The organism is Rhizobium sp. SG570 (assembly GCF_012275345.1).
GTDB classification, from domain to species: domain Bacteria; phylum Pseudomonadota; class Alphaproteobacteria; order Rhizobiales; family Rhizobiaceae; genus Rhizobium; species Rhizobium lusitanum.
Map to the genome: position 1 here is coordinate 98,828 of NZ_JAAZQI010000020.1, position 17,589 is coordinate 116,416.

The 17,589-nt window shown below is 60.9% G+C and carries 17 protein-coding genes; 10 read left to right on the forward strand and 7 right to left on the reverse strand.

Going from position 1 to position 17,589, the window contains the following annotated elements:
* The first annotated feature begins 39 nt into the window (after positions 1-39).
* Complete coding sequence (locus FHT28_RS29685; protein WP_168598165.1) at positions 40-657, forward strand: hypothetical protein; 618 nt, start codon at positions 40-42, stop codon at positions 655-657.
* Between the two features lie 95 nt (positions 658-752).
* Here the strand turns inward: FHT28_RS29685 and pepT are convergent, their stop codons facing one another.
* The 3 genes from pepT to FHT28_RS29700 form a co-directional block, all read right to left on the reverse strand.
* Positions 753-1,985, reverse strand: a complete 1,233-nt coding sequence (pepT, locus tag FHT28_RS29690; RefSeq protein ID WP_168598166.1) for a peptidase T — start codon at positions 1,983-1,985, stop codon at positions 753-755.
* A 282-nt stretch (positions 1,986-2,267) separates the two neighbouring features.
* Entirely contained in the window at positions 2,268-2,792 is a 525-nt protein-coding gene (locus FHT28_RS29695) for a DUF992 domain-containing protein (protein WP_168598167.1), read from the reverse strand.
* Between the two features lie 252 nt (positions 2,793-3,044).
* Positions 3,045-4,292: an adenylate/guanylate cyclase domain-containing protein gene (locus FHT28_RS29700; RefSeq protein WP_037197529.1), complete on the reverse strand. Its 1,248-nt coding sequence runs from the start codon at positions 4,290-4,292 to the stop codon at positions 3,045-3,047.
* A 224-nt stretch (positions 4,293-4,516) separates the two neighbouring features.
* Here FHT28_RS29700 and FHT28_RS29705 point away from each other — a divergent pair, with 224 nt between their 5' ends.
* Positions 4,517-5,098: a nucleoside 2-deoxyribosyltransferase gene (locus FHT28_RS29705; RefSeq protein WP_037197530.1), complete on the forward strand. Its 582-nt coding sequence runs from the start codon at positions 4,517-4,519 to the stop codon at positions 5,096-5,098.
* Between the two features lie 42 nt (positions 5,099-5,140).
* Here the strand turns inward: FHT28_RS29705 and FHT28_RS29710 are convergent, their stop codons facing one another.
* The 4 genes from FHT28_RS29710 to FHT28_RS29725 are packed head-to-tail and all read right to left on the reverse strand — an operon-like array spanning position 5,141 to position 10,150.
* Positions 5,141-5,686: a sarcosine oxidase subunit gamma family protein gene (locus FHT28_RS29710; protein WP_168598168.1), complete on the reverse strand. Its 546-nt coding sequence runs from the start codon at positions 5,684-5,686 to the stop codon at positions 5,141-5,143.
* Positions 5,679-8,612, reverse strand: coding sequence for a sarcosine oxidase subunit alpha (locus FHT28_RS29715; RefSeq protein ID WP_168598169.1), 2,934 nt, complete (start codon positions 8,610-8,612; stop codon positions 5,679-5,681). The genes FHT28_RS29710 and FHT28_RS29715 overlap by 8 nt, the downstream gene beginning before the upstream one ends.
* A complete protein-coding gene (locus FHT28_RS29720) occupies positions 8,609-8,887 on the reverse strand; it encodes a sarcosine oxidase subunit delta (protein WP_168598170.1) in 279 nt (92 codons plus the stop codon). Before FHT28_RS29720 ends, FHT28_RS29715 begins: the two co-directional genes overlap by 4 nt.
* A gap of 12 nt (positions 8,888-8,899) precedes the next feature.
* Positions 8,900-10,150, reverse strand: coding sequence for a sarcosine oxidase subunit beta family protein (locus tag FHT28_RS29725; protein WP_168598171.1), 1,251 nt, complete (start codon positions 10,148-10,150; stop codon positions 8,900-8,902).
* A gap of 88 nt (positions 10,151-10,238) precedes the next feature.
* Between FHT28_RS29725 and FHT28_RS29730 the strand changes: the two genes are divergently transcribed.
* The 8 genes from FHT28_RS29730 to FHT28_RS29765 form a co-directional block, all read left to right on the forward strand.
* Positions 10,239-11,198: a GlxA family transcriptional regulator gene (locus FHT28_RS29730; RefSeq protein WP_168598172.1), complete on the forward strand. Its 960-nt coding sequence runs from the start codon at positions 10,239-10,241 to the stop codon at positions 11,196-11,198.
* A 76-nt stretch (positions 11,199-11,274) separates the two neighbouring features.
* Positions 11,275-11,958 carry a helix-turn-helix domain-containing protein gene (locus FHT28_RS29735; RefSeq protein WP_037197542.1) on the forward strand — a complete coding sequence of 228 codons (684 nt, stop codon included), beginning with the start codon at positions 11,275-11,277 and terminating at the stop codon, positions 11,956-11,958.
* Positions 11,959-12,049: 91 nt separating this feature from the next.
* Complete coding sequence (locus FHT28_RS29740) at positions 12,050-12,958, forward strand: glutamine amidotransferase family protein (RefSeq protein WP_037197576.1); 909 nt, start codon at positions 12,050-12,052, stop codon at positions 12,956-12,958.
* A 32-nt stretch (positions 12,959-12,990) separates the two neighbouring features.
* On the forward strand, positions 12,991-13,677 hold the full coding sequence (locus FHT28_RS29745; RefSeq protein WP_037197544.1) for a GXGXG domain-containing protein: 687 nt from the start codon (positions 12,991-12,993) through the stop codon (positions 13,675-13,677).
* A gap of 15 nt (positions 13,678-13,692) precedes the next feature.
* The gene (locus FHT28_RS29750) at positions 13,693-15,021 is read left to right on the forward strand and encodes an FMN-binding glutamate synthase family protein (protein ID WP_037197545.1); all 1,329 of its coding nucleotides are present in this window, start codon (positions 13,693-13,695) and stop codon (positions 15,019-15,021) included.
* A gap of 78 nt (positions 15,022-15,099) precedes the next feature.
* Positions 15,100-16,407, forward strand: a complete 1,308-nt coding sequence (gene glnT / locus FHT28_RS29755) for a type III glutamate--ammonia ligase (RefSeq protein ID WP_047640661.1) — start codon at positions 15,100-15,102, stop codon at positions 16,405-16,407.
* A 98-nt stretch (positions 16,408-16,505) separates the two neighbouring features.
* The gene (gene purU, locus FHT28_RS29760; protein ID WP_168598173.1) at positions 16,506-17,390 is read left to right on the forward strand and encodes a formyltetrahydrofolate deformylase; all 885 of its coding nucleotides are present in this window, start codon (positions 16,506-16,508) and stop codon (positions 17,388-17,390) included.
* 9 nt (positions 17,391-17,399) lie between these two features.
* Positions 17,400-17,589: tetrahydrofolate dehydrogenase/cyclohydrolase catalytic domain-containing protein (locus tag FHT28_RS29765; protein ID WP_281408480.1), on the forward strand; the 190-nt coding region annotated here is incomplete at its 3' end.

Sequence of the window (17,589 nt, forward strand, 5' to 3'; positions counted from 1 at the left end):
TGAATTGGCCTCTGGAATCTCTGTCCAAAGGAGCTGTCGATGGGTACGCAGCCTGCAAGTTGGTGGAATGGCCAAAGCGAGATGACGCGGAGACTAGGCTCCGGGCTTGCTGTATGCGGCACGGTGGTCGGTGCCCTCTACCTCATCGTTCAAACCGCTCCGACCGATCGAGCCATGCGGTTCGTCGACGATAGCGGCGTGATCGCGATCAGCAGTGCCAAACCCCTGGAACACGTCGCGATGAGCGGGCCGCAGGTCGTGGTCGATGCGAGCCCGGCACGACAAACGATGTCCGTACCGATCCCATCGCCGTCGCCGCTTGCCTCGGCGGAAAAAGCTGCCGTTACGGCAAAGCGGGTCGCATCCCACGCCGGTATTGCGAAGACCAAGGTCGCATCGTCGGGCGGCGTCGAGCGTTTCGACCGTTGCTTGCCGCAATGCGAAACGCGAGATCCGTTGATCGCGGGAGAGCCGGAATACGCCCAGACCGAACAGCCGCTGGTGAACGATGAGCGGCCTCCTGTTGTGGAGGAGAGGGTCGGGTTTCGTCCGCTGGCTGGCGCGCGCTACCTGCTGAGCCAGGCGGCCGACGCGCCTGGCGCCGTGCTTCGCCGAGGTAGGCGGGCAATCGATGATGTCGCCAGCATCGGCTGGTGAATCTCACGGTCGTCTGCGACAAATGCCAGCGCCTGGGGCCTTGTTTCTGAGGCAACGGGCGCTCTTCTGAGCTGACTTTACCTGTCTGAACCGGCTTAGCTACGCTCCGCCCAGACTTTAGCCAGTTCGACAAGCGTCTTTGCGCCTTTTTCCATGTCCTGCCGGCTGACCCATTCAAGCGGGGAATGAAAGGCATGGCCGCCGGCGAAGATATTGGCGCAAGGCAACCCCATGAACGAGAGCCTTGAACCGTCCGTGCCGCCGCGAATACTGCCGCGCACCGGGGTCATCCCGGCCCGGCGGATCGCTTCCACGGCATTGTCGACGATCTGCGGGTGCCGATCGAGAATCGTCTTCATGTTGCGGTATTGATGCTTGACCGTGAATGTGTGGGAGGAGCCGGGAAAGGCTGTCATCACGTCCTTGACGATCTGTTCCAGCATCGCCTCTTTCACGGCCAGACCGGCATCATTGAAATCACGGATGATGAAACCGAGTGACGCTTTCTCCATCGAGCCGGTCACGCCTGTCGGGTGAATGAAGCCCTCTCGGCCCGCCGTCGTTTCAGGCGCTACGTCCTTCGGCAGCCTGTCGATGATCGCGCCGGCAATCTTGATGGCATTCTCCATCTTTCCCTTGGCAAAGCCCGGATGGATGGCAACACCCTGGATGGTGACTTCGACGCCATCCGCCGAAAAGGTTTCGTCCTCTATATGTCCAGCGGTTTCGCCATCGACCGTATAGGCAAACTGTGCCCCGAGCTTCTTGAGATCCACCTTGTCGACGCCGCGGCCGATCTCCTCGTCGGTCGTAAACAGGAGCTTGATGGTGCCGTGGCGCACATCAGGGTTGTCGACGAGATATTGAGCTGCCGCCACGATCTCGGCGAGGCCGGCCTTGTCGTCGGCGCCAAGCAGGGTCGTGCCATCCGAGGTTATGATGTCGTTGCCGACCTGATCGCGCAAGGCAGGGTGGTCGTCGACACGGATGATTTGCTGCGGATCGCCCGCGAGCCGAATATCGCCGCCGCTATAATTCCGCAGGATCTGAGGCTTGACGTTGGTGCCGGTGAAATCGGGCGCGGTATCCATGTGGGAGCAGAAGCAGATCACCGGAACCGGCTTGTCGACATTGGACGGAATGGTCGCATAGACATAGCCGTGCTCGTCCAGATGCGCGTCACCGAGGCCGATCGCCAGCAATTCCTCGACAAGGATACGCCCGAGGTTTTTCTGCTTCTCAGTCGAGGGCTGGGTGCCCGAAGTCGGGTCCGATTGCGTGTCGATGACGACGTAGCGAAGGAAGCGATCGGTGACAGTATCGGTCATGAGCTTGGCTCCAATTGTTCTTCTGCATTGAATAGCTATAGCCATATACCGGATCGCCGTTAATCCATTTCGGGGCGGAACGGTGACGACAGATAACAGGAGGATAAGGGCAGAGGCCCTTGAAAAGAAACGGGCTTTGTTGATTGAGCGTTGACGATGGTTGTCGACAGACGAGCCAACGAGCAATTTCTTTGGCGGCAAGGTCATCAACAAAAAGAGGCCGCCCTAACATTATGGAAGGGCGGCCATAGAACTCGTGCCGCTTCGCAGCGGCCTAAAACCTCACTCGGTCGAGGTCAGCGTTACCGAAGTCCCGGTAGCGGCGACGTTCAGGCCGAGCTGGCCCGTCACGCTCACCGTCTGAAGATGGATCGAGCCGGAAGTACCACCAACAAGGATGTTCGTGCCGACGCCGGCGCCGAGGGTCGCTTCAACGGTGGCACCCTGATAAAGGCCGCTCAGAGAGCCGTGATGATAGCCGGCTGTCGGAGCGAAGACGAGCCAGACGAGCCGGCTGCGAGTCGTGAAACCAAGGTCGACCCCCATCTTCCTGATCGCACCGCTGTAATGCTCCACGCGCTTACTTCCGACGGTCGAGTGGAAGGTGCAATCCACCTCCTTGGCCGAGCCGAGCACATAACCGACGCCGCCGCCGATTTCGCAATCGAGATAGCCGATCTTGACGCCATTGCGCTGATCGGGTTCCTCCTCGCGATAGCTCGTCGGCAGGTCTGCCGCGCGCGCTACCGCCGCGCCGGCGACGATCAACGATGCGGCTGAAAACGCCAGTGTCAGAATTTCTCTCATCTGTTTTCTCCTTGTCAGAGTATTTATGGGTGACAGGCACCCTCCGGTCGAGCCGATAGAATCAACCCTTACTTAACGTTTGTAATCGCAGAACGATCCCAAAAATAAGGCGGCTATCGTCATGATCCGTTTCACAATATAGGGAACTGTATCGGCAGCGGCAGCCCTTTGACCTTTCACGTTTTGCAACCGACTGAATCGCGCCGCGTCAAATCGGCCGCGTGAGAGGGAGGAACCCCGGCTCTCCGTCGATCATGCATCCTGCAGCAACTTCTCTTTTGCGGTGAAAGCAAAGACATCGACCGGTTCGCCGAGGCCCTTGAGCGGGAAGGCGCCGAGGCTTTCCATATCGCGCTGGCAGCCGGCCATCTCGACGAATGCCTTGGATAGGAGCACCGGCCGCTTCACTTCCTTGGTCAGCGTTTCCAGGCGCGAAGCGATGTTCACGGCCGGGCCGATGACCGTGAAATCGAGGCGGGTGCGCGAGCCGATATTGCCATACATCACGTCGCCGACATGCACGCCGACGCCGTAGCGGAGCACCTCGCGGCCCTGCTTGCGGTTTTCCTCGTTGAGGGTTGTCACCGCTTCCTGCGCCTCGCGGATTGACAGGAGGAGATTGTGGCAGGCGTTGGGGTCGCTCAGCGGGAATATGGCCAGCAGCCCGTCGCCCATGAATTTGAGGATCTCGCCGCCGTGTTTTTCGATCGGCTCGACCATAGCGTCGAAATAGCCGTTGAGCAGCTCGATGACGTCGTCTCGCGGCCACATGTCCGAAATGGTCGTGAAGTCGCGAAGATCGCAGATCAGAATGGCCGCTCCGACCGTGGCGCCGCTGCCGCGCGTCGTTGCGCCGGCTAGGATCTGCTCGCTGGCATGCGGGCCGACATAGGTGCGCAAAAGCGTGCGGGCCATGATGTTCTTCAGCCGGATCTCGGTCACCATCGTCAGCGCAGGGAGCAAATCCTTCAGGAAGGTGATGTGCTCATCGGTGAAGCCGCCCGGTGCATCCGAGGCGAAAGTGACGATATGGCGCTTGCCGAGCGTGTGATAGATCGGCCAGGCAATATAGTCGGTCAACCTTTCCGCATATAGCTCCTTATACAGCGGGTAGACGAACTGATCCTTGTCGGAAACCTCGAGATTTTGCCGGACCTCGATTGCGCCGTTGAAGATCTCGTTGATGGGGCTTGCCAGAAACTGCGGCGTATTCTCGACACCGTAGCTGAACGTGGCGATATCGCCTTCTTTCATGCCGGTGCGCCAGAGGATCCGCGCGCCGAGCCATTGCGGATGCATCGTTCTGAAATGCATCGTCGATCGCGCAACCGGAATCCCAATTGCCCGCATCTTCTCGCACAGCTCGACGAGAATATTGTCGATGAAGCGCTGCTCACGAACGTCATTCATCAACCAATCGAGTATTTTGCTTTGTTTCGTCGGCCAGCTGCCACGGTCGTCATTTTCCGAGCCGGCAATTGCCGCAATGGAAGATTGCATTTCTTTTACCCCACAAATTCTGTCGCCTGTCATCGGCTGTCTCAACGCCCCGCTTCGAAGTGCGAATATACGCGCCTTGCCATTGGTCGGGAACGGCACTCGCGCGCATTTCGCGATTTTGCAAGCCGCGCGTTTCGCTATGGCGCAAGAGCGTTGAATCGGTCATATGCCTCATATGGTTCCGCAGCTTCCGTGGTGCAACATTTTGTCGGAAAGGCAAAGCATTGAGAGCATATTTGGCAGGTCCTGAGGTGTTCCTCCCCAATGCGCGGGAAGTCCTCGACCACAAGATTGCCTTGGCGCGCAGCTATGGCTTTACCCCTGTCTCGCCCGGCGATCTGGCCGTCCCGGAAACCGAAACGAGGCATCAACGCGGTCTCGCCATCAGCGCCATCAACGAGAGCCTGATGTCGAGCGCCGATCTGATCATTGCCAATCTGACGCCGTTTCGCGGCGTTGCGGCCGACATCGGCACCGCGTTCGAGTTGGGCTTCATGTGCGCCCGCGGCTGCCCGGCATTTGCCTTTTCCAACTGCACCGAGAATCATTTCGAGCGGGTCAGCGGCCTCTATGGCGGGGAAGTCCGCCTCGGTCCCGACGGCCGCCATCGCGGGCCTGATGGCTTCGCGCTGGAAAATTTCGATATGGCCGACAATCTGATGCTTGATGGTGGCATCGCGGCGCGCAACGGTGCGGTCATTACGCGGAAGGTGGCGCCGGATCGGCTCTTTCTCGATCTAACTGCGTTTGAAGAATGCCTTAACCTGGCCGCCGAAAGATTGCTGAAAACGGCCGCCAGCGCCTGATGTCTCTGGCGTATAGCCGGTGCGTTTTCGATACCCGATGGTTCAGGATGCAACGCGCGCGGCACCCAGCGATAGTGCCAGCGCCTCAAGCTCTTCGTAGAGAGATTCCGCAAAGCTGCGCAGCACCGTCAGCTCGAACTCGTCAGCACCGGGACGTGCGACCTGCAGCGATATATGGCCGAAGAGCGTCATGGCTGTCCGCCCTTGCGGGAAGGTGGCCGGATGAAGGTCGACAGCCGTGCCTTTGCTCAGCAATTCGGCGGCACGCAGACCGGAGACGCCGACGCGGACGCGGCCATGGCGCTGGTCCGAGACGAAGGCGCTACCGGCAAGGGCATTGGAAAAATCCCACACAAGGGCGTTGGGAAGCACGTTGTTGCCGGCAATGAACCATTGTCGATATCCGGCAGGACGCACAGCGCTGTCCTTGATGCCTGCAGCAGAAAGATGTGCCTCGAGACCTTCGGTCGTCGTTGCTCCCATCACATGCAGCAGATGACCCTCAGGCAGGGCTTCGAGCCGGATGTCCGAACCTTGCAAGGCGGCCTTGCCGGCAAGAACCGGCTTTTTTCGGGGAAGGTCAGGCATGGAGCTTCTCGTTTTCAGGATCGATGAAGACCGGGCTGCAGAGCTGCCCCTCGGTAAATTCGTTTCGAAGGCCGTTCCAGACCAAGACCTTTTCGCCGATCCGCTCCGGCCCGTTCTTGACCAGCGCGAGGCCGATCGTATGGCCGAGGCTCGGCGAAAAGGCGCTCGACGTGACATAGCCCTGATCGTTTTCCAGCGTTGCGGCCGCGCCCTCCGCCAAAATATGGGCGCCGGTGCGGAAGCTTGTCGCCGGATTGAGCGGCTTGACGCCGACGAGGCGGGGCCGATCGGCCGCCTGCAGGCCCTCGCGTGCGAGCATGGCCTTGCCGATGAAATCGGCCTTCGTCGGCGAAACCATGCGGGCAAAACCGAGATCCCCCGGCGTAACCGTGCCGTTGATCTCGGCATGGGTGACATGACCCTTTTCGATGCGCATGACGCCGAGCGCCTCGGCACCATAGGGGCAGATATCGTATTGCTGCCCGGCCTGCATGACGGCATCGGCGACAAACTCGCCGTAGGCCGCAGGCACAGCGAGCTCATAGGCGAGCTCGCCCGAAAACGAGATGCGAAAAAGCCGGCCTTCGAGCTTGCCGCCGAACAGCGTGACTGCGCGCGCACTCATGAAAGCGAAGGCTGCATCCGAGATGTCTTCATCAACGATCTCGGCGAGGATCGCACGGGATTTCGGGCCTGCGACCGCCATCTGCGCCCATTGATCCGTCGAGGAGGCAAAGTAGACCTCAAGCTCGGGCCAGAGCGTCTGAGCGCAGAATTCCAGATGGGTCAGCACGCCGGCGGCAAGCGCCGTCGTCGTCGTCATGAAGAAATGCTCGTCGCCGAGGCGGCTGGTGGTGCCATCATCATAGATCATGCCGTCTTCGCGCAGCATGATGCCATAGCGCGCCTTGCCGACGGGCAGCTTGGCAAAACCGTTGCAATAGATGCGGTCGAGGAAGGCCGCCGCGTCCTTGCCGAAGATCTCGATCTTGCCGAGCGTCGAGACATCGCAGATGCCGGCATTCTTCCGGATATTCAGCACCTCGCGGTCGACGCTTTCTCGCCAGGTCTTTTCACCCTCGCGGGGGAACCAGGAGGAGCGATACCAGAGCCCGGTCTCGACAAAGACGGCACCATTCTTCTTTGCCCAGCCATGCAGCGGCGACTTGCGCGCGGGCTGGAAGTGCTTGCCGCGCGATGCGCCGGTGAGCGCGCCGAAGGAAACCGGCGTGTAGAAGGGCCGGAATGTCGTGGTGCCGACCTCGGCGGGTGAAACCCCGCGGGCCTCGGCAAGGATGCCGATGGCATTGATATTGGAAAGCTTGCCCTGGTCGGTCGCCATGCCGTTGGTCGTATAGCGTTTGGCAAGCTCGACATGCCCATAACCCTCGCGCACCGCAAGGCCGAGATCTTTAAGGTGTACGTCGTTCTGGTAATCGACGAAGGCCTTGCCCTTGGCACCTTTGACGGACCACAGCGGCGAGGCGGCTGCCTGTACGTCTTCCCCAAGCTTGAAGGCCGGCTCCGCCTTGGCAAAGCCGATCGCCTCGAGTGCCTCAGCTGCCTTGCGCGCACCATCACCAAGGCAAGCCTCGGTCGAGGCAAGACCGGCAGCCGAGCCCGCAATGAGCAGTCCTTCCTGCCTTTCCGGGGCAAGGAAGGCTGCATGCCTGTCGGACCATACCGGTCTTCCGCCGCGATGGCAGGCGAGATGAATGATCGGGCTCCAGCCGCCCGACATGGCAAGTGCATCGGCCTCGATATGTTGTGTGCCCGAGGCAGTGGCTACGGTCACGCGGCGCAGCTGCTTGCCGCCATGCGCATCGATGATGCGGGCGTCGGAGACTATCGGAGCTTTACCGTTCCAAGTTTCGCTGGCTTTGGAGCGACTGTCGACGATGGCGGCGACCTCGACGCCGGCGGCCTCAAGATCGGCCGCCGTCTGGTAGCCTGACCGGTTCGTGGTGAAGACAACGGTCCTGTTGCCCGGCGCGACCGCCTGACGGTTCAGATAGCTGCGCATGGCGCCTGCCATCATGACACCCGGAATGTCGTTGCCGCCGAAGACGAGCGGCCGCTCTTCCGCGCCGGTAGCAAGAATGGCCTGTTTGGCGATGATGCGCCAAAAGCGTTCGACCGGCCGGCGCGCATCGGGCGCTGCGACGTGCTTCTGCACACGTTCGACGGCGCCGAAGACGTTGTCGTCGTACCAGCCGATGATGGTCGTGCGCGGCAGGCATTGGACATTCGGCAGGCTTTCGAGTTCCGTCAGAAAGTCACCTAGTGGCGACTCTTGATCGGCAAGCAGGCTGCCGCCAAGGGCAAAGCCTTCGTCGGCCAGCAACACGCGTGCGCCGGCACGCCCCGCCGTCAATGCGGCGGCAAGCCCCGTCGGACCTGCGCCGATAACCAGCAGGTCGCAATGCGCCCAGCATTTCTCATAGGAATCAGGGTCGGTTTCGTAGGAAGCCTTGCCGAGGCCGGCGGCCTTGCGGATCAATGGTTCGTAGACCTTCTCCCAGAAGGCAGCGGGCCACATGAATGTCTTGTAGTAGAAGCCGGCGCTTAGGAAGGGCGACAGCAGCCCGTTGACGGCGCCGATATCGAAGCCGAGCGAGGGCCAGCGGTTCTGGCTGCGCGCGATCAGCCCATCATGGAGCTCGACCATCGTGGCACGGCTATTGGCTTCCGTGCGCCCGCCCGTGCCTGTTGTCACAAGGGCGTTAGGCTCGGCCGCGCCCGCCGTCAGGATGCCGCGCGGCCGATGATATTTAAAGCTGCGGCCCACGAGTTGAATGCCGTTGGCGAGCAGGGCGGAGGCAAGCGTATCGCCGGGGTGGCCCGTCAGCTCCGTGCCGTCGAAGCTGAAACGGATGCTCTTGGAGCGGTCGATCCGGCCGCCGGAAGAAAGGCGGAAGCTGGTCATGCCGGATCTCCGAGCTTGGCGAGCGCTGCGTCGCTCACGCCATGGACCTTGTGCGTGACCGTGTCGCGCTCGACGATCAACCAGCGGCGGCAGCCGGAGGAATGGTGCCAATATTCCTTGTGTCGTCCTTTCGGGTTGTCACGCAGATAGACGTAGTCGTACCAGGCGTCGGAAACGGCATCCGGCGCGGGACGACCGAGGTTCGCATCACCCTTGATGGTAAATTCCTCTTTGGGGCGAATGCCGCAGTGAGGGCAGGAAATCAGGCTTGCCATCTCGTCACGTCCTCAATGCAAGTTGGGCTGGGCGCCAACGCCCTTTTCATCGAGCTGATAGCCGCGCCGGAAACGGTCGAGCCGCAGTTCCCGCGCCGTTTCATGCGGCTCGTTGCGGGCGATCAGATGGGCGTAGCAGTAGCCGGAGGCCGGTGTGGCCTTGAAGCCGCCATAGCACCAGCCGGCGTTCAGATAGAGATTGTCGATATGGGTGCGGTCGATGATCGGCGAGCCGTCCATGCTCATGTCCATGACGCCGCCCCATGTGCGCAGGTAGCGCACGCGCGTCAGCGACGGTATCAAGGCGACGCCGGCCTCCGCGACATGCTCGACAGTCGCGAGATTGCCGCGCTGCGCATAGGAATTGTAACCGTCGATATCGCCGCCGAAGACGAGGCCGCCCTTGTCCGACTGCGATACGTAGAAATGCCCGGCACCGAAGGTGACGACCGTGTCGATGAACGGCTTCAAGCCTTCGGAGACGAAAGCCTGAAGCACATGGCTTTCGATGGGCAGGCGCAGGCCGGCCATGTCGGCGACGACGGTGGAGTTGCCGGCCGCCGCCAGCGCCAGCTTGCCGCAGCCAATGAAGCCCTTGGTGGTTTCGACGCCGGCGACGCGGCCATTCTCGCTGCGGATGCCGGTTACCTCGCAGCCGGTGATGATGTCGACCCCACGGCTATCGGCGCCGCGAGCATAACCCCAGGCAACCGCATCGTGGCGCACCGTACCGCCGCGTGGTTGCAGCAGGCCGCCCATGATCGGAAAGCGGGCATTGTCGAAATCGAGGAACGGCAGCTTCTTGCGCACGGCCTCCCGATCGAGGAATTCGGCATCGACGCCATGCAGGCGCATGGCGTTGCCGCGCCGCGTATAGGCATCCCGCTGCGCGTCGGAATGAAAGAGATTGAGCACACCGCGCTGCGAAACCATCGCGTTGAAATTGAAATCCTGCTCCAGCCCTTCCCAGAGCTTCATCGACAGCTCGTAGAAGGGGTTGTTGCCGGGCAGCAGGTAGTTGGACCGGATGATCGTCGTGTTGCGGCCGATATTGCCGGAGCCGAGATAGCCCTTTTCCAGCACGGCGACATTGGTGATGCCGAAGGTCTTGGCAAGGTAATAGGCCGTCGCCAGCCCATGGCCGCCACCACCGACGATGATGACGTCATAATGCGGCTTGGGTTCGGGCTGACGCCAGGCTGGAGCCCAGCCGGCATTGCCGCGAAGACCGTTGAGGAAAATGGAGAGAGCGGAATAGCGCATGGATGGATCCAAGTGGAATTGCGCTCATGATGACAGAGCGGGAAATGGTGACTTGCCCAATCGGGACATATTTCGATAGAAATAGGACATGTCTTCGATCGACGCGAAAAACGTCCAGCATATCGGCTTCATCCTGATCCCGGGATTCGCGCTGATGTCCTATGCCTCGGCGAGCGAGCCGCTGCGCGCCGCCAATCTGTTGGCCGGGCGCGAGATCTATCGGCTGTCGGCATTCTCACCTGATGGCGCACCTGCGTTGTCGTCGGCCGGTGTGCCCGTCCCAGCCGCACCGCTTCCGGGCCGTGGCTCCGGGCTTGGGACAGTCTTTGTCTGCGCGGGTGGATCGCCGCGAGATTGGCATTATCCAACGGTTTTGGCCTGTCTAAGGCAATTGGCGCGCGAAGGAGTGCGTATCGGCGGCATATCCGGCGGCCCCTATTTGCTCGCCGCAGCCGGGCTTTTGGCGGACCGCGACTTCACCATCCATTGGGAGCATGCGCCGGCGCTGCTCGAGTCTTTTCCGACGCTGTCGCCGCGCCAGGCCCGCTTCGTCGTCGACGGCAACCGCATTACTTGCGGCGGTGGCGTCGCGCCGCTCGATATGATGCATGTGCTGATCTCCGAGCGCATGGGACCGGACTTCGCCCGCCGTGTGAGCGACTGGTATCTCCACACGGAAGTCGGCGGACCAGCAGCGCCGCAACGCGGTTCACTCGCCGAGCGCTATGGTGTCCACCATCCCGGTCTTCTAAGCGTGCTCGAGAAGATGGAGGAGACGATCGAGATGCCGTTGGATCGCGCAGCCATGGCGCGGATCGCCGGCGTGACGCCGCGCCATCTCGATCGGCTTTTTGCCGCGCATCTCGCCTCGACATTCCTCGATCAATATCGCCGTATCAGGCTCCAGCATGCCCGGCGGCTGCTCGAGCAAAGCCCCTTGTCCATTTCCGAAATCGCTGTTGCCACCGGCTTTTCCAGCGGCGCTCATTTCTCCCGAGCCTATCGCAACCTTTACGATATGGCCCCAAGCGAAACGCGCCGGTCGTAGTTTTCGTCGTAGTTGAGAAAATTTCACTGGGAAGATAGAGTTGATGCAGCAGGGCAAGACCGGAAAAGGATCGTGAATGAAGACCAAGCCGAACAAGACGTCGAGCGAGGACCATCCGCATGGCACGCGACCAGCGTTCGTGCAGGATCCGCATGCGGTTCGCGAGCCGAAGGTCAACAATCTCGAAATGGCGATCGGCCACGAGGTGCGCGCCTATCGTAAGAAGCTCGGCATCACGGTGACGGACCTGGCCGCGGCCACCGGTATTTCGCTTGGCATGCTCTCGAAGATCGAAAACGGCAACATCTCGCCATCGCTGACGACACTGCAATCGCTGTCGCGTGCGCTTGGCGTGCCGCTGACGGCCTTCTTTCGCCGCTACGAGGAGCCGCGCAATGCGGTCTTCGTCAAGGCGGGGCAGGGCATAGAGCTTGAACGACGCGGCACGCGCGCCGGCCATCAATATAATCTGCTCGGCCATATCGACAACAATTCCAGCGGCGTCATCGTCGAGCCCTATCTCATCACGCTGACGGCCGATTCCGATGTCTTCCCGACCTTCCAGCACGAGGGCATGGAATTCCTCTATATGCTCGAAGGCGAGGTGATCTATCGCCATGGCGACCAACTCTTCCCGATGCAGCCCGGCGATAGCCTGTTCTTTGACGCCGACGCGCCGCACGGCCCGGAAGTCCTGGTGAAACTGCCGAGCAAATACCTGTCGATTATCAGCTATCCACAGCGCGGCAAGACCGAATAACTTGCCTTAAAAGAAAAAAATATTCTTTTGGGTTGAAATCTGAAAACAGACCTGATAGCCATTTTGCAGACGCGAAATGGAGGGTCTGATCATGTGCGGAATTGTGGGTCTCTTCCTGAAAGACAAAAGCCTCGAGCCGGAGCTCGGCTCGCTTCTTTCGTCCATGCTTGTCACGATGACCGATCGCGGGCCAGATAGCGCCGGCATCGCGATTTACGGCGGCGCCAACGGCAACAAGGCGAAGATTACGATCCAATCGGCCAGCCCGGCAAAGGACTTCGACGACCTCGAGCATGATCTGAGGCGCGCGCTGGATGCGCCGGTGTCGGTCGAGGTCAAAAGCACTCATGCTGTCATCACGCTCGCGAAGGATAAGCTCGACGAGGGCCGGGCGGCGCTCGCGACGCTGCGCCCCGATGTCCGGGTGATGAGCAGCGGCGATGCCATCGAGATCTACAAGGAGACCGGCCTGCCGAAGGACGTCATCTCCCGTTTCGGCGTCTCCTCCATGTCCGGAACGCATGGCATCGGCCATACCCGTATGGCGACGGAATCGGCGGTTACGACGCTGGGCGCCCATCCGTTCTCGACCGGCTCCGATCAATGTCTGGTCCACAACGGGTCGCTGTCGAACCACAACAACCTGCGCCGCGAACTCGTGCGTGAGGGCATGACCTTCGAGACGCAGAACGACACCGAAGTCGCCGCCGCTTATCTGACGGCCGAGATGGCCAAGGGCAAGGATCTCGGCGAGGCGCTGACCGGCGCGCTCAGCGATCTCGACGGTTTCTTTACTTTCGTTGTGGGAACGAAGTCTGGCTTCGGCGTCGTTCGCGATCCCATCGCCTGCAAGCCGGCAGTCATGGCCGAAACCGATCGGTATGTTGCTTTCGGCTCCGAATATCGTGCGCTCGTAAACCTGCCTGGCATCGAGGATGCCCGCATCTGGGAACCCGAACCGGCCACCGTCTATTTCTGGGATCACGAAAAGGCCGCCTAATCCAGTCTTGGCGCAATCGAGAGAGTTCTTTCATGCCAGTTTTCGATCTATCCGTTACCTCGCTGCGCGAATTTAACAGCATGCTTCACAGCCTTGCAGCTGGTGCCAATGATACTGCCTTCGAAGTCGTCAATCCGCGAGGCCATCACGCGGTGGCCGTCGGCATCGATGCTCCCGTCACCGTCGATATCAAGGGTTCCGTCGGCTATTATTGCGCCGGCATGAACGATGGCGGCAACGTCACGGTGCATGGCTCCGCCGGACCGGGTGTCGCTGAGAACATGATGTCGGGCACCGTTGTCATCGAAGGCGATGCGAGCCAATATGCAGGGGCGACCGGCCAGGGGGGCCTCCTGGTCATCAAGGGCAACGCGGCGTCGCGTTGCGGCATCTCGATGAAGGGCATCGATATCGTCGTGCACGGCAATATCGGCCATATGTCCGCCTTCATGGGTCAATCAGGCCACCTTGTCGTGCTCGGCGATGCGGGCGATGCGTTGGGCGACAGCCTCTATGAGGCAAAACTTTTCGTTCGCGGCTCGGTCAAGAGCCTCGGCTCGGACTGCATCGAAAAGGAAATGCGCCAGGAGCATCTCGAGAAGCTTGCCGAGCTTCTCGACAAGGCAGGCGTCAGCGGTGTCAGGCCGGAAGAGTTCAAGCGTTACGGATCGGCGCGCAAACTCTATAATTTCAACATCGACAATGCCGACGCGTATTGAGGCGAAAGAGACATCATGAGCTATCACAATCCTTTTACGCCGCCACGCAAATCAGCAACCTTCGACGACCATACCCTGGCCGAAATCCGCCGTGCGGCGGCGACCGGCATCTACGACATTCGCGGCGCCGGCACGAAGCGCAAGGTGCCGCATTTCGACGATCTTCTCTTCCTCGGTGCGTCGATCTCCCGCTATCCGCTCGAAGGCTATCGCGAGAAATGCGATACGACAGTCGTTCTCGGCAGCCGCTTTGCCAAGAAGCCCATCACTCTCAAGACCCCGATCACCATTGCAGGCATGAGCTTCGGCGCCTTGTCCGGCAATGCCAAGGAAGCGCTCGGCCGCGGCGCCACGCTTGCGGGCACGTCGACTACGACCGGCGATGGCGGCATGACGGATGAGGAACGCGGCCATTCGCAAACCCTCGTCTATCAATATCTCCCTTCGCGCTACGGCATGAATCCGAAGGATTTGCGCCGCGCCGATGCGATCGAAGTGGTGGTTGGCCAGGGCGCAAAGCCCGGCGGCGGCGGCATGCTGCTCGGCCAGAAGATTTCGGACCGCGTCGCTCACATGCGCAATCTGCCGAAAGGCATCGACCAGCGCTCGGCCTGCCGTCATCCGGACTGGACCGGTCCTGACGATCTTGAAATCAAGCTCATGGAGCTGCGCGAGATCACCGACTGGGAAAAGCCGATCTATGTGAAGGTTGGTGGTGCGCGTCCCTATTACGATACGGCTTTGGCCGTGAAGGCCGGCGCCGACGTCGTCGTCCTTGACGGCATGCAGGGCGGCACGGCCGCGACCCAGGACGTCTTCATCGAAAATGTCGGTATGCCCACACTTGCCTGCATTCGCCCGGCCGTCCAGGCACTGCAGGATCTTGGCATGCACCGCAAGGTGCAACTGATCATCTCCGGCGGTATTCGCTCCGGCGCGGACGTCGCGAAAGCACTGGCGCTTGGCGCCGATGCGGTTGCCATCGGCACGGCAGCGCTGGTTGCGCTCGGCGATAACGATCCGCGCTGGGAGGAAGAATATCAGAAGCTCGGCACGACTGCCGGTGCCTATGACGACTGGCATGAAGGCAAGGATCCGGCCGGCATTACTACGCAGGATCCGGAGCTCGCCGCGCGGCTCGACCCGGTCGCGGCGGGCCGTCGTCTTGCCAATTATCTCAAGGTCATGACGCTCGAAGCGCAGACGATCGCGCGCGCCTGCGGCAAGAACCATCTGCATAATCTGGAACCGGAAGATCTGTGCGCGTTGACGATGGAAGCGGCCGCCATGGCGCAAATTCCACTTGCCGGCACGAATTGGTATCCGGGCAAGGGAGGCTATTGAATTTCCGACCGGGCCGAAGAGCCCGGCGGCTTCACGCATAAACCGAAGTGTCTCTGAGAAATCCAAAGGGGAACGAGAATGACACTGGACCTTGCTGCTTTTGCGAAAGACAAAGGCATCAAATATTTCATGATCAGCTATACCGATCTTTTTTCCGGCCAACGCGCCAAGCTGGTGCCGGCGCAGGCGATCGCCGGCATGCAGGAAGAGGGCGCCGGTTTTGCCGGCTTCGCCACCTGGCTCGATATGACGCCTGCCCATCCCGATCTTTTCGCCGTGCCGGACGCGTCCTCCGTTATCCAGCTCCCATGGAAGAAGGATGTTGCCTGGGTCGCGGCCGATTGCATGATGGAAGGCGAGTTGGTCGCCCAGGCGCCGCGCAACGTGCTGAAGAAGCTCGTCAAGCAGGCTGAAGCCCAAGGCAAGCGGGTCAAGACCGGTGTCGAAGCCGAATTCTTCCTGATCACCGCCGATGGCTCGAAGATTTCGGATGAATACGACACCGCCGAAAAGCCCTGCTACGACCAGCAGGCCGTCATGCGCCGTTACGACGTCATCGCCGAGATCTGCGACTACATGCTGGAACTCGGCTGGGGTGCTTATCAAAACGACCACGAGGACGCCAACGGCCAGTTCGAGATGAACTGGGAGTTCGACGATGCCTTGAAGACCGCCGACAAGCACTCCTTCTTCAAGTTCATGGTCAAGTCGGTCGCCGAGAAGCACGGACTGCGCGCCACCTTCATGCCTAAGCCCTTCAAGGGTCTCACAGGCAATGGCTGCCACTGCCATGTTTCCGTGTGGAGCAATGACGGCAAGACCAACGTCTTCGCCGACAGGGAGGCGGAATTCGGTCTTTCGACCGAAGGCAGGCACTTCCTCGGCGGCATCATGAAGCACGCCTCGTCGCTGGCGGCCATCACCAATCCGACAGTCAATTCCTACAAGCGCATCAACGCGCCGCGCACGACATCGGGCGCTACATGGTCGCCGAACACGGTGACCTGGACCGGCAACAACCGCACTCACATGGTGCGTGTGCCCGGTCCTGGCCGTTTCGAACTGCGCCTGCCCGATGGGGCGGTCAATCCCTATCTGCTCCAGGCGATCATCATCGCGGCCGGCCTCGACGGTTTGCGCAACAAGGCCGATCCCGGCCCGCATCACAATATCGACATGTATGCGGAGGGTCACCTGGTGAAGGATGCGCCGCGCCTGCCGCTCAATCTGCTCGATGCGCTGCGGGCCTACGATGAGGACGAGGGCCTGAAGGAGGCGATCGGCTCCGAGTTTTCCGCTGCCTATCTGAAGCTCAAGCATCAGGAATGGAACGCCTACTGCTCGCATTTCACGCAGTGGGAGCGTGACAGTACGCTCGATATCTGAGCGCGGAGCGGACGATTGCCCGAATAAGCGCATGCGCTGGAGTATCAAGCTCCGGCGCGGGCGCGGATTTTTGGCCGGGACGGCGGAGGAAGATCACCATGAAGAACTATGTACTGACTGTATCGTGCCAGTCGACGCGCGGGATCGTTGCGGCGATAGCCAATTATCTGGCCGACCAGGGCTGCAACATCGTCGATTCCAGCCAGTTCGACGATCTCGACACCGGCAGGTTCTTCATGCGCGTCTCCTTCATCTCCGAGCAAGGGGTCGGCCTGGAGGCGCTGGTCGAAGGCTTCAAGCCGGTCGCCGCCAAGTTCGAGATGGAGGCCGAGATCCATGATGGCAAGAAGCGCATGAAGGTGCTCTTGATGGTCTCGCGCTTCGGCCATTGTCTCAACGACCTGCTCTATCGCTGGAAGATCGGCGCGCTGCCGATCGACATCGTCGGCGTCGTCTCCAACCATTTCGATTACCAGAAAGTCGTGGTCAACCACGACATCCCCTTCCACCATATTCCGGTGACCAAGGCCAACAAGCCGCAGGCGGAAGCACGGATCATGGAGGTGGTCGAGCAGACCGGCACCGAACTGATCGTGCTGGCCCGCTACATGCAGATCCTGTCGGATTCCATGTGCCAGAAGATGTCTGGCCGCATCATCAACATCCATCATTCCTTCCTGCCGTCCTTCAAGGGGGCGAACCCCTACAAGCAGGCCTATGAGCGCGGCGTGAAGCTGATCGGGGCGACGGCGCATTACGTGACGGCCGATCTCGACGAAGGCCCGATCATCGAGCAGGACACGGCGCGCATCACGCATGCGCAGTCGGCCGATGATTACGTCTCGATCGGCCGTGACGTCGAGAGCCAGGTGCTGGCGCGCGCCATCCATGCGCATATCCACTACCGCACCTTCCTCAACGGCAACCGCACCATCGTCTTCCCGGCAAGCCCGGGCTCCTATGCGTCAGAGCGGATGGGGTGAGGGATGGCGCTGGCTTCAGTGATCGACGGAAAGATTGCGGCGGCTTCGGTGATCGAGGCGGTGAAGGTTGCCGCCGGCGGGCTTGAGACGGAGACCGGTGTGAAGACCGGGCTTGCCGTCGTCATCGTCGGCGACGATCCGGCCAGCCACGCCTATGTGAACTCCAAGAGCAAGATGGCCAAGGAATGCGGCTTCAACT

Bases quoted from the DNA above. Each gene is read 5' to 3' on its own strand.
- glnT (WP_047640661.1), top strand. From the start codon at position 15,100: ATGACACTGGACCTTGCTGCTTTTGCGAAAGACAAAGGCATCAAATAT.
- FHT28_RS29725 (WP_168598171.1), bottom strand. From the start codon at position 10,150: ATGCGCTATTCCGCTCTCTCCATTTTCCTCAACGGTCTTCGCGGCAAT.
- purU (WP_168598173.1), top strand. From the start codon at position 16,506: ATGAAGAACTATGTACTGACTGTATCGTGCCAGTCGACGCGCGGGATC.
- FHT28_RS29745 (WP_037197544.1), top strand. From the start codon at position 12,991: ATGCCAGTTTTCGATCTATCCGTTACCTCGCTGCGCGAATTTAACAGC.
- FHT28_RS29685 (WP_168598165.1), top strand. From the start codon at position 40: ATGGGTACGCAGCCTGCAAGTTGGTGGAATGGCCAAAGCGAGATGACG.
- FHT28_RS29740 (WP_037197576.1), top strand. From the start codon at position 12,050: ATGTGCGGAATTGTGGGTCTCTTCCTGAAAGACAAAAGCCTCGAGCCG.
- FHT28_RS29735 (WP_037197542.1), top strand. From the start codon at position 11,275: ATGAAGACCAAGCCGAACAAGACGTCGAGCGAGGACCATCCGCATGGC.
- FHT28_RS29700 (WP_037197529.1), bottom strand. From the start codon at position 4,292: ATGCAATCTTCCATTGCGGCAATTGCCGGCTCGGAAAATGACGACCGT.
- FHT28_RS29695 (WP_168598167.1), bottom strand. From the start codon at position 2,792: ATGAGAGAAATTCTGACACTGGCGTTTTCAGCCGCATCGTTGATCGTC.
- FHT28_RS29710 (WP_168598168.1), bottom strand. From the start codon at position 5,686: ATGCCTGACCTTCCCCGAAAAAAGCCGGTTCTTGCCGGCAAGGCCGCC.
- pepT (WP_168598166.1), bottom strand. From the start codon at position 1,985: ATGACCGATACTGTCACCGATCGCTTCCTTCGCTACGTCGTCATCGAC.
- FHT28_RS29720 (WP_168598170.1), bottom strand. From the start codon at position 8,887: ATGGCAAGCCTGATTTCCTGCCCTCACTGCGGCATTCGCCCCAAAGAG.
- FHT28_RS29750 (WP_037197545.1), top strand. From the start codon at position 13,693: ATGAGCTATCACAATCCTTTTACGCCGCCACGCAAATCAGCAACCTTC.
- FHT28_RS29715 (WP_168598169.1), bottom strand. From the start codon at position 8,612: ATGACCAGCTTCCGCCTTTCTTCCGGCGGCCGGATCGACCGCTCCAAG.
- FHT28_RS29730 (WP_168598172.1), top strand. From the start codon at position 10,239: ATGTCTTCGATCGACGCGAAAAACGTCCAGCATATCGGCTTCATCCTG.